Origin of the sequence: Dyella sp. 2RAB6, assembly GCF_052115385.1 — a bacterium.
Taxonomy (GTDB): Bacteria; Pseudomonadota; Gammaproteobacteria; order Xanthomonadales; family Rhodanobacteraceae; genus Dyella_D.
In genome coordinates this window covers 1-15320 of record NZ_JBFRGP010000001.1, presented here as the reverse complement: position 1 = coordinate 15320, position 15320 = coordinate 1, and the positions used below count along the sequence as shown (strand labels likewise).

At 66.5% G+C, this 15320-nt stretch carries 8 protein-coding genes and 1 pseudogene; 2 read left to right on the top strand and 7 right to left on the bottom strand.

Features of this window, described 5'->3' with window-relative positions; genetic code table 11:
- Positions 1 to 5: 5 nt before the first annotated feature.
- The 6 genes from AB4083_RS00045 to AB4083_RS00020 all read right to left on the bottom strand — a co-directional run bounded on the left by AB4083_RS00045 (position 6) and on the right by AB4083_RS00020 (position 11638).
- Entirely contained in the window at positions 6 to 440 is a 435-nt protein-coding gene (locus AB4083_RS00045; protein WP_441605705.1) for a type IV pilin protein, read from the bottom strand.
- The gene (locus AB4083_RS00040; RefSeq protein ID WP_441605704.1) at positions 437 to 4702 is read right to left on the bottom strand and encodes a pilus assembly protein; all 4266 of its coding nucleotides are present in this window, start codon (positions 4700 to 4702) and stop codon (positions 437 to 439) included. Before AB4083_RS00040 ends, AB4083_RS00045 begins: the two co-directional genes overlap by 4 nt.
- A gap of 47 nt (positions 4703 to 4749) precedes the next feature.
- Positions 4750 to 5415 carry a pilus assembly PilX family protein gene (locus AB4083_RS00035; protein ID WP_441605703.1) on the bottom strand — a complete coding sequence of 222 codons (666 nt, stop codon included), beginning with the start codon at positions 5413 to 5415 and terminating at the stop codon, positions 4750 to 4752.
- A 37-nt stretch (positions 5416 to 5452) separates the two neighbouring features.
- The gene (locus AB4083_RS00030; protein WP_441605702.1) at positions 5453 to 6838 is read right to left on the bottom strand and encodes a PilW family protein; all 1386 of its coding nucleotides are present in this window, start codon (positions 6836 to 6838) and stop codon (positions 5453 to 5455) included.
- Positions 6835 to 7428 (bottom strand): type IV pilus modification protein PilV, encoded by a 594-nt coding sequence (pilV, locus tag AB4083_RS00025; RefSeq protein ID WP_441605701.1) that lies wholly within the window; start codon positions 7426 to 7428, stop codon positions 6835 to 6837. The genes AB4083_RS00030 and pilV overlap by 4 nt, the downstream gene beginning before the upstream one ends.
- A gap of 199 nt (positions 7429 to 7627) precedes the next feature.
- On the bottom strand, positions 7628 to 11638 hold the full coding sequence (locus tag AB4083_RS00020; protein ID WP_441605700.1) for a pilus assembly protein: 4011 nt from the start codon (positions 11636 to 11638) through the stop codon (positions 7628 to 7630).
- On the opposite strand from AB4083_RS00020, the gene AB4083_RS00015 reads away from it, so the two are divergent.
- Both AB4083_RS00015 and rapA read left to right on the top strand, forming a co-directional pair.
- Positions 11625 to 12116: a hypothetical protein gene (locus tag AB4083_RS00015; RefSeq protein WP_441605699.1), complete on the top strand. Its 492-nt coding sequence runs from the start codon at positions 11625 to 11627 to the stop codon at positions 12114 to 12116. The two genes, AB4083_RS00020 and AB4083_RS00015, sit on opposite strands and share 14 nt — an antisense overlap.
- A 59-nt stretch (positions 12117 to 12175) precedes the next feature.
- Positions 12176 to 15016 carry an RNA polymerase-associated protein RapA gene (gene rapA, locus AB4083_RS00010; RefSeq protein WP_441605698.1) on the top strand — a complete coding sequence of 947 codons (2841 nt, stop codon included), beginning with the start codon at positions 12176 to 12178 and terminating at the stop codon, positions 15014 to 15016.
- A gap of 164 nt (positions 15017 to 15180) precedes the next feature.
- Here rapA and AB4083_RS00005 read toward each other — a convergent pair.
- A pseudogene (locus tag AB4083_RS00005) lies at positions 15181 to 15320 on the bottom strand (IS30 family transposase); the annotation flags it as partial.

Genomic DNA, 15320 nt, shown 5'->3' with positions numbered 1-15320 from the left:
GGCGGTCACCAGCACTTGCCGTTGGTGGTGGAACCGGTCGCGCCTTTCACGCCGTAACTGTTGACGTTCAGCGCCTTGCAGTCGTCCTTGGCCTGGGCGCCGCCGCTCACCGGCGTCGCCGTGGCGGTGAACGTCGTGGCCGGCGTGGCGGGCGTCACGGCGACCGTGTAGTAGCCCTTGTCCGACGCCGTGCTGTTGACGAAGCCGATGTCGCTCAGACTGCCGTAGCGATTATTGGTCGAATAGAACCGCTCCTGCGCGGAAGCCACCCGCAGCAGCAGGTTCTGCCCGTCCGAACGCCGTGCGCGGATGCCATAGCGCAGGTAATTCGGTATCGCGAAGGCGGCGAGGATGGCGATGATCGCCACCACCACCATCAGCTCGACCAGGGTGAAGCCGCGCGTACTGCGGTCGCGCAGGCGCATCAAGTTCTTGATCATTGCGTAATCCCTCGCCAGGAGCGGCGGCGCCAGACGGCGTCGTTGATGTTCAGAACGTTATTGCTGCCAGTGAGCTTGAGGCCCGGCACCAGCACACTGCCGCCGCCCACCGTGGTCACCAGCGGCACCGTGCCGGAGGTGCGCGGATCGTTCACCCGGCCACCGACGACGTACTTGCCGGTGCCGTTCCAGGCCGTTACACCCGGCGCCGACAGGCCACCATTCGCACCGCCGGTCGCCGCATTCACCACCATCAACGCGCCCTGGATGCTGGCGTTGCACGGATCGTTGGTGCCGGGGATCAGCGTCTGGATGACGGCGCGGCCGGTGTCGAACAGCGCGCCGGGCGTCACCACCACGCGCTCGCCGGCCGACGAGGTCGACGGACCCAGGTCGAAGTACCAGCCGCCCTTGGTGCTGTCCACCGCGTTGTCGGTCAGGCCGCGCGCGATGGTCTTGCCATCGTCGGCGGTCGCCTCGCTCAAGGTCTGCGCCACCAGCTGGGTGCGCGTCACCGTGGTGCCGTTATCGCGGATGCCATACACCGACTGCGTCGCCGCGCTGCCGCTGGTGTTGTCGCCCACGCCCAGGTACTTGCCGGTGCCGAACACCACGATGAACTTGTTGGTCGCCGGATCGGCGAACAGACGCGGCATGCTGGTGATCGGCTGGGCCCCCGCAGTCGCCGGCTTGAACGCCAGGGTGATCGACCAGGTACCCGGATCGCTCGACGACAGGTCGTAGCGCCACAGGTTGCCATCCAGATCACCGGCGAAGGCCACGTCGTCGACCTGGTCGTCGTTGTAGTCGCCCAGCACTGGTGTGGCCAAGCCATGGCTGGCGGCGCCGCCGTTGCTCGCATCGGGCGTCTTCAGCTCGCGGATCAGCTTGCCGGTCTGCGCATCGAGCACGAACAGCGAGCTGTAGGTGTTGGAAGCGGCTGCCGGCGAGCTGCAGTTGGCGCCGGTGAACGGAGCCTTGGTGCAATCCGGGAAGTAACCGCCCGGCACCAGCACCACCCACTTGCCGGTGTTCAGACGGCCGATGTTCGGCTGGCCGTAGGTGTAGCCCAGGTTGGACGCCTTGCCGCCGGGGTTACTGATCGAACCGTCGGTCCAGGCCGCCTGATCGGGCGCATCGGCGTTGAATTCCCACAGCACCTTGCCGGCGGCCATCGCCGTCGGATCGGTGATGTCCAGCGCATACACGCCGCGCCCGCCGAGGCGCAGTCCGCCTACCAGCAGGGTGTGCCAACCCGCCGAGGTAGCCACCGGCGTGGTGGTGTCGGCGCCGAAGTACACGTCGCGCGTGACGGGGATGCCGTCGGCGGTCGGCATGAACTTGAAGGCGTTCTTGACGGTGAGGTTGCCCAGGTTGCCGTAGGTGGCACGCGGCACGTAGCCGAACAGTTCCTTGCCTGCACCGGTGGTCGGAATCACGTTGCCATTGGTATCGGTCGTCTGCGACGCATCGAATGCGTGGAGCATGCCGTCGTCCGCGCCCACGTACGCCACCGGCTTGCGGGCGAGGTTGTTCTGCACGAACGCCTCATAGGTGTGGCAGGTCAGCGGTGTCTTCGTCGCGCAGTCGGACGCATCGCCCGCTACCGCGGTCTGCTCCGGCGAACCGGTAGGCCAGCTGTTGCGGTAGCCGCTGGACGGAAAGCTCACATACACCGCCTGCGAGCCGATGATCGCGCCCAGCAGATGGTTGCGGGTGCGGAACGTGGTCGTTTCCTTGCCGCGGTCGCCGCGCAGGTAATCCACTCGCGTCTGACCGGTATCGTTGGTGGCGTCAACGCTGGCCGGCGTGCCGCTCAGCAGGGTCTGCCCGGCGCTGTCCAGGTCCGAGAACGTCTTGAATGCCACACCACCGCCGAAGCTGCCGTCGCTGCCTTCCTTGGCGGTGAAAATGGCCCGGTTGGCTGGCACGGTCTTGGTGGCATCGTCGAGGATCGCTCCCGCATCCCACACCACCGTCGAGGTGACGCCGTTGGTGGCGATCGAAACCGCCTGGAACGTGCCGCTCCAATCCGCTGAGCTGTAACCGGTATTGAAACCAAGCGCGCCGGCCACCAGCACCGCCGTGTTCACCGCGCCGGTATTGGCCGGGATGGTACGTGCGCTGATGTTGGTAAGGATCGCGCTGAGCTGATCCACCAGGTTCTGCGGGTTGCCCGCGCTGAAGTACGCGCCGCGGCTGTTGATCGCAGCATGCCAGGTGTCATCGATGCCCGGCGGCGAGTTGTTCGCCGGACGGGTCCAGCCGACGGCGCCGGTGGAATTGGTCTGGCCGCGGCGCAGCGCGCACAGGTCGTTTGCCGTGGCCACGACGCAATCGGCGTCATTGGAGAAGTTCAAATTGCCCGCGATACCCAACGTCACCATGTACTGCACCAGGTGTGGCCAGTTGGCGGGATCGTTCTTCGGATTGAAATACTGCTCCAGCGCCGTCGAACCCGCGCCTGAAACCACGCCGGTGGTCTTGTCCGGCATATACGGCGGCACTTGCTTGCCGTTGGTGGGATCGTAGAGGTCCGGGCGCAGGTTCGTCGCCCAGTAGTTGAAGGCGATATTAGCGAGCGAGGAAGTGTACTTGCTGCCCTGCACATTCCAGAACACACGCGACTCGGCCGCCGAAGTGGAGAAGCTCGTTCCGTCAGGCAGTGTCTGCGCTGTCTGGCCGTCGTTGAAAGGCGTGGGCAGCGTGGGATCAGGGGACTCGTTCCAATAACCGTCCGTGACCACCATGTGGAAATTCTGGCGACAGGTCAGCTCAAGACCGTCGGCACCCGTCTTTGTCGGCGGCTCCCAGTACGGGTCGTGCAGGTCTCCGGTAGCACCCGTGTTGTCCTTGCCGCGCTGGAAAAACTTGCCCGCGCGAATCGTCGCCGCACGCAGCGGCGTCGCACTCGTGGCCGGCACCGAGAAGATCCAGTTGAAGAAGGCCGAGCGATAGCAGTTCGGCGGCGTCTTCACCGTGCCGGTCTGCACGCCGATAGCGTACGGGTCGGCACTGGATGCATCGCAAGCCGGCGAATTGACGTCCATCAGCCTATTGATGATGGTGTCGCTCTGAAGCGTGAACGTGTCGGACGTGTACAGATTCTGCCAGGCCATGCGAAACGCACTGCCGTACCCGCCATTCGAATCGGGAGCACCCAGATTGCCGAACACGCGCGACAGCGCCGTGCGCGTCATCAGGTTGCGCGTGCGGTAGTAGGCGTACCAGTTGGCGAAGTTCTGCCAGGCGTTGACGGTCACACCGCCGATGGTCACGTTTTCGCTGCGGACGGCGACCGCTTCCCAGTTGTCGCTGTTGTACAGATTGTTGCTCAGGGCGGCGGCAGTAGGATTGCCATAGGTATCCACGGCGATGGCCGGCGCGGACGACTTGTAGCGGTAGTAGTACGGGCCGCCGTTGGGGTAAGCCCTCCCATCGGAGCCGAGCGACGTGCCGTCCATCGGCGACGACTGGCCGCCGGCGCATACCCACCGATTGTCGGACTGCGGCGTATTAGTCGTTATCGTCCATTGGTACTTCGACGTCGATTTACAGTTTCCGTTCGGCCTTTTATCAAGACATACGCACGAGCCAGTATCCTCATTACCTGGACACGAAGCGCCCGTAAAAGTCTGCGTCGAATTGCTGGCGGCGGTAAACAGGCCGGTCAGATTCGTCGCACCCGTCGGATCGGTCGTTCCGTTCGGGTTGTTCCTATAAGTACCGGTGGCGGCCAAGGTTTTCTGGTTACGCGGCCGATTCACCGAAATGCCATCCAGCGGCACCCTCACCAGACTTGCATCCGCATTGGGGAATGACGTGCCGTCCGCCTTGATCGGCGGCAGGTACAGCACATTCGGGTTGTAATAGACGCCGTTCATCGCATGGGAACGAATGTCCGTCGCACTGCTAATGCGCGGATCGATCACGCCAGCGCATTGCCACTCGCTATCCCAATCGTTGTTGTCGAACGGCCGACTGTCACCCATGTAATTGCTGCCCATCGACCCCGAATCGTCGAAGGTCACCGCGATATTCGGTGCCACGCCCTGGGTCAGGTTCGGCGGCGTGGGACTCAGCTCCACCACCGCGGCCGGCGCAGCCGTGCTGGACGTCGCCAGGATGCTGGTAGCAAGCACCGGCGCGATCTGCGCATCGGCCGTCGGCACGAACGGTACCGACAACCCGCTCAGCAGGGTCAGGCCGAGCACGAGCGCGGCGCTGCCGCGGCGTGTCGAGAAGAAGGGGGGAATACGCATGGCTGGATGGCTCCGGCTCGAAAGCTCGTGGGCTCAGTGGTTCGCGTTTAATTGCTTTTGGCGGCGAAGGTGCTTTCCATCACCCTCACCGTGTTGGCGTCCGCGCCGGTGGCGCGCGCCGTGATGCGGTAGACGTGGCGGCTGGTGCTTCCGGCACCGCTGCCGCCGGTGCCGGTGGCACCGGATTCGTGCAGGCCGCCGCTCGCTCCCGGCGGCAGCTCCGTGCCCATGTCCTCGATCAGATAGACCGGGTTCTTGGCCAGGGCGCCCGTCTTCTGATTGCCGGTCAGCGCGGTGAAATCAGTGCTGCCGTCCGCGCCCTTGTAGGTCGCCGTGCCGGTGGTGATCCAACCCGCACCAGTGCGGAACTTGGTGATGCTGCCGTTGGCGCCATACAACGCCGTATTGCTCGGGTCATAGCGATAGCAGTTGCCGGCCAGCACGCCGGAGCCGCACAGCAGCGGCGCGGTGGTCAGCTTGGTCGTGCTGGTCCACAGCTTCCATTCCACGCCGCGCAGTGTGGTCTCCGCCGCCATGTCCGCCAGGCTGGTATTGCGCAGGCCGCCGGCCATGCGCTCCTGCAGCAGCGAGCGGCCCGACGCGCTCAGCGCCAGGATGGTCAGCAGCACCAGGAAGATCAGCGCGACGATCAGCACCACGCCGCGCTGGCGATGCGCGCGCGACGGCCGCGGACAAGAGCGTGCGTACATCATGTGTTTCCCCTTCGTGACCGCCAGGCGGCGTCCCGCCTTACGGATTGAAATTGCGTACCGCCACTACCGCGGTGAACTCGCGCCGCAACAGCGGATTGACGAAACCCTGGTCGCTCGGCTTGATGCCGTGCGCGGTCGGCGCCGCCGGCGTGGTCTTGCCGTCGATGCCATAGGTGTAGGCCAGGTCGTTCGCGGTCAGCGTGTACAGCGGTATCTGGCCGTCGATCACCAGGTTGATCTCGATGCTCGATACCGCGCGCCACAGGCAGCCGGCGGAGGTGATCTTGTTGAGTTCGCCCGGCGGGCAGGTGATGCCGGTGGCGGCATCCACCACGTCGGCGGTGACATAGCGCACCTTGCCGTTCGCGTCCTGGATGCCGTAGCGGAAGTCCATCCGCTCCACGCCGCGCACCAGCTCGTCCTCGCTGCCGCCCGGGTTGGCGGTGGTGCCGTCGGACTTGAACGCGCCGCCGTTGACGCGACGCATCAGCGCACCGGTGGTCTGGCCGTTGCCATTGCCGTTGTCCACCATCTTCACGTAGTAGGTGACGGTCTGGAAATCGCGGTTGAAATCGAACAGCTTCGGTGCCGACAGCGGCTGCTGCGGCGCTGGCGAGCCCAAGTTGTTGGTGCTGTCCGGGGTCAGCGTCGACCCGGTCTTGGTCACCGCGAACACCTGCGCGTTGGAGCAGTCGGCCAGCATGGCCATGTCGCCGCTGGCGAAATCGCTGGCCGGCGGTTCGCCGGCCGAAGTGGCGGGCGCCAGGGTGATGCTGGTGATTACCGAACCGGTCGAGGCGGCCGTGGCGATCGAGGTGCCGCCGCTGCGGATCGCCCAGCCGCGGTCGGCGTTGACATAGCGCACGGTGAGCACGTCGGTACCGATCACGCGGTTGCCCACGGCCTTGCCGGTGGCGGGGATGCTGGTGATGGCGGTATTCGGATCGATCGGCTTGCAGGCCGTGGCGGTGCAGTCGTAGCCGCGCATGAACAGGTACGACGGCATCGAATACTGCGCCGTCGGCGCGGCCGGATAGGTATTGGTGGCGCTGGTCGCGCCGAAGGCGGTCGTCATGTCGCCGATCGCGGCCGGCAGGCCCTTGGCATACACCATTGGCGAGCGCAGGCCATCGAGGTAGAGCTGCGATGCCGCCGCCGGCTTGGCCACGCCGCCGGAGTTGGTGCAGTACTGGCCGTTGGCCATGCCCAGGTCCTGCTTGAGCCGGGTCACCGCGAAGCGGCCTTCTTCCTGCAAGCGCGCCAGCTGCGTCTGCGCGCGGTTGCTCGAGGAGGTGGAATTGAAGATGGCGACCACGCCGCCGGCCACGACCAGGCCCAGCACCATCGCCACCATCAGTTCGATCAGGGTAAGGCCGGCCTGGGCGGCCCGGCCGGCAAGGGTCGGATGCGCTGAATTGGTCACGGCTGGAAGGTCCACGAGAAGGTCTGTTGGGCGACGCCGGTCGTCTGCTGCGGACCAGTGCCGGACTGCTGCTCGTCCCAGGCGATGCGCATGTTGCACACGCCGCCGTACGGCGGCCGCATGCCCACCTGGCCCGGGTCGGCCGGCACCGCGGCGGTGGCGCCCGAGGCGGGCGTGCCCATCGTCCAGCCCGCCGGCGTATAGCCGGCCGGGGCGTTGTTGCAGCTGATGACGGCGCTCACATTCGGCAGGAAGCTGCTCAGCTGCCGGCTCCAGGCGCGCTGGTCCGAGGCGGCCAGCTCCTGCGGCGTGCAGCCGGAGCTGCAGTCGTTGTTCGAGGCGGTGCTGGCGGCCACCGGGTAGCCGGTGGCGTTATAGAAGCCGCTCCACACACCCACCGGATTGGCGCCCATGCGGTCGGCCATGGTGCTGGCCAGGAAGGTGACCTGGGTGCGCTGGTAGGCTGAGTGATTGGAGCGGGTTGCCATGACCATGAGGCCAGCCAGGCCGATCAGGCCGATGCTGAAGATCAGCACGGCCATCAGCACTTCGATCAGCGAAACGCCGCGCTGACGTGACACAGCATGCATGACGGATTCTCCCCTTGAGCCGCGGCTACTCTCGTTAGGACAGGAGAATTCCCACAAGCGGAATCCGACAAGCGGCAGGATTCGTCCGATGAGCGGCGAGGCCCATCCAGCGGGAATGCGTGGCTTCGCAATAGAAATGAGCACTGGATCGCACTAGATCGGGGCCTGCCCGGGGCTTCGGCCAGACGGGCGGCTTCGCTCAGCGAATGATTTGCCGCCAGGACCGGCGCCGCCACAGGGCGTCGTTGATGTTCAGCACATGATTGCTGCCGGTGAGCTTCAAGCCCGGCACCAGCACGCTGCCGCCGCCCACCGCGGTCACCAGCGGCACCGTGCCGGTAGTGCGCGGGTCGTTCACCCGGCCGCCCACCACGTACTTGCCGGCGCCGTTCCAGGCCGACACGCCCGGCGCCGACAAGCCGCCGTTCGCACCGCCGGTGGCCGCATTCACCACCATCAGTGCGCCCTGGATGCTGGCGTTGCATGGATCGTTGGTGCCGGGGATCAGCGTCTGGATAACGGCGCGCCCCGTATCGAACAGCGCGCCAGGCCTCACCACCACACGCTCGCCAGCCGATGAGGTCGATGGTCCCAGGTCGAAGTACCACCCCTGCTTGCTCGACGGCACCGCGGCGTCGGTCAGGCCGCGTGCGATGGTCTTGCCATCGTCCGCCGTTGCCTCGGTCAGGGTCTGCGCCATCAGCGCACTGCGCGTCACCGTCGCGCCGATATCGCGGATGCCATACACCGACTGCGTCGCCGCGCTGCCGCTGGTGTTGTCGCCTACGCCCAGGTACTTGCCGGTGCCGAACACCACGATGAACTTGTTAGTGACCGGATCGGCGAACAGGCGCGGCATGCTGGTGATCGGCTGCGCGGCAGCGGTATCCGGCTTGAACGCCAGCGTCACGGCCCAGTGGTTCGGATCGCTCGACGTCAGGTCATAGCGCCACAGATTGCCATCCAGGTCACCGGCAAACGCCACGTCGTCGACCTGATCGTCGTTGTAGTCGCCCAGCACCGGTGTGGCCAGGCCATGGCTGTCGGCACCACCGTGGTTCGCGTCCGGCGTCTTCAGCTCGCGAATCAGCTTGCCGGTCTGCGCATCCAGCACGAACAGCGAGCTGTAGGTGTTGAACGCCGCTGCGGGTGCGCTGCAGTTGGCGCCGGTGAACGGAGCCTTGGTGCAATCCGGAAAGTAACCACCCGGCACCAGCACTACCCACTTGCCGGTGTTCAGGCGGCCGATGTTCGGCTGGCCGTAGGTGTAGCCCAGGTTGGACGCCTTGCCGCCCGGGTTGCTGATCGAACCGTCGGTCCACGCCGCCTGATTGGGCGCGTCGGCGTTGAATTCCCACAACACCTTGCCCGCACCCATCGCGCCGGGATCGGTGATGTCCAGCGCATACACACCGCGACCGCCCAGCCGCAGTCCGCCTACCAGCAGCGTGCGCCAGCCTTGCGAGGTGGATACCGGCGTGGCGGTGGCCTGGCTGAAGTACACGTCGCGCGTCACCGGCACGCCATCGACGGTCGGCATGAACTTGAAACCGTTCTTGACGGTGAAGTTGCCCAGGTTGGCATAGGCCGTGCGTGGCACGTAGGCGAACAGTTCCTGGCCAGCGCCGATGGCGGGCGTCACGTTGCCGTTGCTGTCGGTGATCAGCGAGGCGTCGAACGCATGCAGCATGCCGTCGTTCGCGCCCACATACGCCACCGGCTTGCGGCTGAGGTTGTTCTGCACGAACGCCTCGTACGTATGGCAGGTCAGCGGCTTCTTCGTCGCGCAGTCGGACGCATCGCCCGCCACCGCGGCCTGCTCCGGCGAACCGGCAGGCCAGCTGTTGCGGTAACTGCTGGACGGATAGCTCACATACACCGCCTGCGAACCGATGATCGCGCCCAGCAGATGATTGCGCGCGCGGAACGTGTTGTTCTCCTTGCTGCGCTCGCCACGCAGATAATCGAGGCGCGCCTGCCCGGTGTCCTGGGCGCTGGCCGGATGGCCGCCCAGCGATGCCTGCGCGTCGCGATCCAGCTCGCCGAAATGCTTGAACGCAACACCGCCCTTGAAACTGCCGTCGGCGTGGCGCACGGCCGTCAAAATATGGCGCTTCGCCGGATCCATCTTGTCCAGGATCGCCCCCGCATCCCACGCCATCGCCGCGATCTCGCCACGCGCCGTCAGCGCCATCGCCTGCAGGCTGCCACTCCAGTCCGCCGAGCTGTAGCCGGCGTTGAAACCCAATGCGCCGGCCACCAGCACGGCCGAGTTCACCGCCCCCGTGTTGGCCGGCACCGCACGCGCGCTGATGCTGGTGAGGATCGAGCTGAGCTGGTCCACCAGCAGCTGCGGATTGGCCGCGCTGAAATAGGCGCCGCGGCCATTGATCGCCGCATGCCAGGTGTCGTCCACCGCGGCCGGCAGGTCGCCCTCCGGCCGGGTCCAGCCGGCGGCGCCGGTCGCGTTGGTGCTGCCTCGGCGCAAGGCGCACAGATCGTTCGACGCGGCGACCGTGCAATTCGCATCATCGGAAAAATTCAGTTTGCCCGCGATGCCCAGGGTCACCATGTACTGCACCAGGTGCGGCCAGTTGGCGGGGTCGTTCTTCGGATTGAAGTACTGCTCCAGCGCCGGCGTAGCGGCACCCGGCACCACGCCGACACTCTTGTCCGGCATGTACGGCGGCACCAGCTTGCCCTTGGCCGGATCGTAGAGATCCGGCCGCAGGTTGGTCGCCCAGTAGTGAAACGCGATATTCGCCAGCGACGAGGTGTACTTGCTGCCCTGCACATCCCAGAACACGCGCGACTCCGCGGCGTAGGAGGAATAGCGCACGCCATCGGGCAGCGTGTGCGGGCTCTGGCTGTCCTTGAACGGCGCGGGCAGCGGCGACGGATTCGCTCCGTTCCAATAGCCGTCGGTCACCATCATGTGGAAATTCTGCCGGCAGGTCAGCTCCAACCCGTCCGCGCCGGGCTTCGCTGGCGGCTCCCAGTACGGATCGTGCAGATCGCCGGTAGCGCCCGTATTGCCTCTGCCGCGCTGGAAGAAAGTACCGGCGCGGATGGTCGATGCGCGCAACGGCGTGCCACCTTTGGGCATCACCTCGAAAATCCAATTGAAGAAGGCCGAGCGATAGCAGTTCGGCGGCGTCTTCACCGTGCCCGCCTGCAGTCCGAGAACCACCGGATTGACGTTGGCGGCGACGCAGGCCGGCGAGTTGGCGTCCATCAGCGTGCTGATGATCGCGCTGTCCTGCAGGCGGAACGTGTCATCGGTGTAGAGGTTCTGCCAGGTCACGCGGAACGGGCTGCCGTAGCCGCCACCGGTCGCGGGTGCACCGAGCTTGGCGAATACGCGCGACATCACCGTGCGCGTCATCAGGATGCGCGTGCGGTAGTAGGCGTACCAGTTGGCGAAGTTCTTCCATTCGTTGACGGTGACGCCATCGATGATCACGTTCCGGTTGCGGATGGCGACCGCCTCCCAGTTTGCGCCGCTGTAGAGATTGCCCCGGCCGGCGCCGGTCGGATTGCCGTAGGCATCGACCGCAATCGATGGCGCGGAAGATCTGTAGCGGTAGTAGTAGGGACCGCCGTTGGGATAGGCCCTCCCATCGGGCCCGATCGTCCTTCCATCCATCGGCGACGCCTGGCGGTTCCCGCACCCCCAGCGATAGTCGTGAGCCGGCCGCCCTGGCCGCGCCGGTTCATAGGCACCGGCCAGATGAGCCGCCGATCGCGTCTCCCACGAAGGCGATCGCATGGTCGGGCTGTTCGGGTTGCCGCGAAATTCGCTCCTGGCATCCAGCGCCACCGGATTGCGCGGACGATGGATCGCCGTGCCTTCCACCGGCACGCGCGTCAGGTCGCCGCCTGCATCGGCGTCGGGAAACGCCGTGCCATCGGCGCCGATCGGCGGCAGGTACAGCACGTTCGGGTTGTAGTACACGCCGTTCATGGTGCGCGAGCGGATATCCGTCGCGCTGCTGACGCGCGGATCGATCACACCGGCGCATTGCCACGGACCGGACCAGCGCTGGTCGTCGAAGGGTCGCATGTCGCCCATGTAGTTCCACGACATCGAGCCCGAGTTGTCGAAGGTCACCGCGATGTTCGGCGCCACGCCTTGGGTCAGGTTCGGCGGCGTCGGGCTCAGTTCCGTCACCGCCGCGGGCGCAGCGTTCTGCGCGATGGCCAGCGGCAAGCTGCCCGTCAAGATGAAAGCGAGACAACGCGGCGCGACCCCGCGACGGATAGCAAAAAGCTGGCGAATAGGCATGACGGTACGCGCCGGCGCACATGCCCCGGCTCCATGGCTCGTATCGATGGCGCGCAACCGAATGGCTGGCGCCGGTGAGTGGCATTCAACGGCGAGCGTCGAACGGCTGGTGGCGGTGAACGCGCTTCAGCCGGATCGGCCGTCGATGCGCGTGATGGCATGCATCGGCATGCTCCCCTTGCGACAGGGGCTTACTTTCTGCGCGATAAGTCGATCACGCCAAGCAAAGTCCGACGAGCGGCCGCATCCTTCCGATAAGCGTGGAACGTTCCTTTCAGAACAGTACGTGCGTCGGTTCACCGGGCACTACTGGCTACGATTCGGCGCCTCGGCCATCGACCCGGCCGCTTCCGCGGCGCCCCGCGCAGCCCTGCCATCCCCTTTTCCCATCCTCTTTCCCTAGGCATTCTCCCCATGTGAGCGGATAATCCCCGACCCGATTCGCCAAAAAAAGCAGCGCCGATGTTCGTACCAGGCCAACGTTGGATCTCCACCGCCGAACCGGAGCTGGGCCTCGGCACCGTGCTACGGGTGGAGGGACGCGGCGTGCAGGTGCTGTTCGCCAAAGCCGGCGTGCTGCGGCCCTATGCGGTGGATTCGGCGCCGCTGGTGCGCGCGGAATTCCGCGCCGGGCAGCGCATCTGCGGCAAGGGCATCGCCTTCCTGGTCGAACGGGTCGAGATCAAGGAAGACCTGCTGATCTACCGCGGCGAAGGCCGCGAGCTGCACGAAGGCCAGCTCGACGACGAGCAGAGCGTCAGCCAGGCCGACGACCGCCTGATCGGCGGCCGCACCGACCCGGTGGCCCGCTTCGACCTGCGCCTGGAAGGCCTGCAGCGGCGCGCCGCGGCCCGCCGCTCCGCCGCCTGGGGCCTGGGCGCCGCACGCATCGGCCTGGTCCCGCACCAGCTGCGCGTGGCCGGCATCGCCGCCGCGCGCCGTCCGCCGCGCGTGCTGCTGGCGGACGAGGTCGGCCTGGGCAAGACCATCGAGGCCGGCATGATCCTGGCCCGCCAGCTGGCCACCGGCCGCGCCCAGCGCGTGCTGGTGCTGCTGCCGGACACCCTGGTCTACCAGTGGTTCGTGGAACTGCTGCGCCGCTTCAACCTCAGCTTCGCCATCTACGACGAAGAGCGCTGCGAGTCGCTGGACCTGAACGGCGACGGCGCCAATCCGTTCGAAGACGAACAACTGGTGATCGCCGACTTCGGCTTCCTCGAACACAACGCCAAGCGCGCCGAGCAACTGCTGGCCGCGCCGTGGGACCTGCTGGTGGTCGACGAAGCGCATCACCTGGCCTGGAGCCCCGAGGCCGCCAGCCCGCGCTATGCGCTGGTCGAGCGCCTGGCCGCCGCCACGCCCGGCGTGATCCTGCTCACCGCCACCCCGGAACAGCTCGGCCGCAGCGGCCACTTCGCCCGCCTGCGCCTGCTCGATCCGCAGCGCTACCGCGACCTGGCCAGTTACCTGGCCGAGGCCGACAGTTTCCAGGACCTGTCGCAGATCGCCGACCGCCTGCTCGATGGCGAGCCGCTGGATGCTACGCAACAGGCCCGCCTGCGCGAGGCCTTCGCCGGCGATGACGCCCTGCTCGCGCATCTGGCCGACAGCACCAAGCCTGCGCATGCGCGCGAATTGCTCGCCGCGCTGATCGACCGCCACGGCACCGGCCGCGCCATGTTCCGCAACCGCCGTGCCGGCATCGGCGGCTTCCCGCAGCGCGTGCCGGTGTGGCACCTGCTGGACGCCGGCCTGCTCAGCGAAGACGGCCGCCAGGCCCTGCTCGCCGAATTCCACGCCGATATCCAGCAGCCCTCGCCGCCGCAGGAGCCGGACTATTCCGCCGACCCGCGCGTCGATGCGCTGGTGACGCTGCTGGATGCGCATCCGCAAGACAAGTTCCTACTGATCTGCCGCAGCCAGGCCAAGGTGTTGGCCCTGGAAGAATCGCTGCGCACCAAGAGCGGTGTTGGCGTGGCGCGTTTTCACGAAGGCCTCGGCATCGTGCAGCGCGACCGCAATGCGGCGTACTTCGCGCAACCGGACGGTGCACGCCTGCTGATCTGTTCCGAGATCGGTTCCGAAGGCCGCAACTTCCAGTTCGCCCACCGCCTGGTGCTGTGGGACCTGCCACTGGATCCGGACCTGCTCGAACAGCGCATCGGCCGCCTCGACCGCATCGGCCAGAAGCACGACATCAGCATCCACATCCTGGCCGTAGCCGACAGCGCGCAGCACGTACTGGCGCGCTGGTACGACGAAGGCGTGGACGCCTTCCGCCTCAGCCCCGCCGACGGCCGCGAACTGCTGCGCCGCTACGGCGAACCGCTGGCGCGCCTGGCCGACGAACACGCGCGCGGCGACGACAACCGCGACCAGGAACTGGACGTGCTGCTGGCCGAAACCCGCGCCAGCCACGAGGAAATGGCCGCACTGATCCGCGACGGCCGCGATCATCTGCTGGAACTGGCCGCCAGCCGCGACCTGCACGCCGACGCCTTGCAGCAGGCGTTCACCCGCGAAGAACACGATCCCGGCCGCGACGATTTCATCCAGCGCCTGCTCGAACAGTTCGGCATCCACGCCGAAGAACTCGGCGGCAAGGTGCTGCTGCTCGATCCGCAATACCTGTCCACCGACGCCCTGCCCGGTTTCAGCGAAGGCCCCGTGGCGGTGACGTTTGCGCGCGACGTCGCGCTGGCCCGCGAAGACCTGCCGCTGCTGCGGCTGGATCATCCGATGACGGCCGGTGCGCTGGACCTGGTGCTGACCGGCGAGGAAGGCAATGCCGCCTTCCTGGTCGACGACACGCTGCCGGCGCGCACGGCGCTGCTGCAGGCGGTGTATCTGCTCGAATGCGTGGCGGATCGCAAGCTGGACGCCGAGCGTTTTCTGCCGGTGTTGCCGGTGCAGGTGACGGTCGATACGCGCTTGACCGAGCGCGCCGGGTTTCAGCCGAGCGAGCTGGCTTTGCGCAAGGCGGCGGACCGCAATATCGAGGTGCCGCGGTATCGCAAGTTTCTTGCGAAGCTGGTGCCGCCGATGCTGGAGAAGGCGGAGGAGCTCGCCGCCGGGCTCGCTAAAGCTGACGTGGATGCCGCTGTCGCGGCGGCGACGGAGGCGCTCGATGCGGAGCTTTCGCGGTTGTTGGCGCTGCGCGCCGTGAATCCTGCTATCAGCGAGGCTGAGGTTGCTGCTGTGGCGGGGGAGCGCACGGCGCTGCTGGAGGCGCTTCCGCAGGCGCGGTTGCGTCTTGACGCTGTGCGCTTTGTCGTGAGCCCGGATTTTCTCGCGCTGCGCTAAAGCTCGTCGTCCTGGCGTAGGCCTCCTACTTGTCATCCCGGCGTAGGCCGGGATCCAGTAAAGGTATCGTTTAATTTTCGCGTTAACGCGAACTGGCCGCTTATGCAGCGGGCATTTCGTGCGCCTGCCGGCGCCCGAGTTACTTTCTCTCTGCTGGGGCGGTTTCAATCGGTCGACGCAACAACTTCCTGCAGCTTCTGGGCAGGTGTCAAGAAGCCCAACGTCTTACGTGGCCGTTCGTTGAGTTCACGCGCCACTTTGTTCAACTGCGCCTGGGTCAGCGACGCCAGATCCATGCCCTTGG

Bases quoted from the DNA above. Each gene is read 5' to 3' on its own strand.
- AB4083_RS00045 (WP_441605705.1), bottom strand. From the start codon at position 440: ATGATCAAGAACTTGATGCGCCTGCGCGACCGCAGTACGCGCGGCTTC.
- AB4083_RS00035 (WP_441605703.1), bottom strand. From the start codon at position 5,415: ATGATGTACGCACGCTCTTGTCCGCGGCCGTCGCGCGCGCATCGCCAG.
- AB4083_RS00015 (WP_441605699.1), top strand. From the start codon at position 11,625: ATGGCCAGCGGCAAGCTGCCCGTCAAGATGAAAGCGAGACAACGCGGC.
- pilV (WP_441605701.1), bottom strand. From the start codon at position 7,428: ATGCATGCTGTGTCACGTCAGCGCGGCGTTTCGCTGATCGAAGTGCTG.
- rapA (WP_441605698.1), top strand. From the start codon at position 12,176: ATGTTCGTACCAGGCCAACGTTGGATCTCCACCGCCGAACCGGAGCTG.
- AB4083_RS00040 (WP_441605704.1), bottom strand. From the start codon at position 4,702: ATGCGTATTCCCCCCTTCTTCTCGACACGCCGCGGCAGCGCCGCGCTC.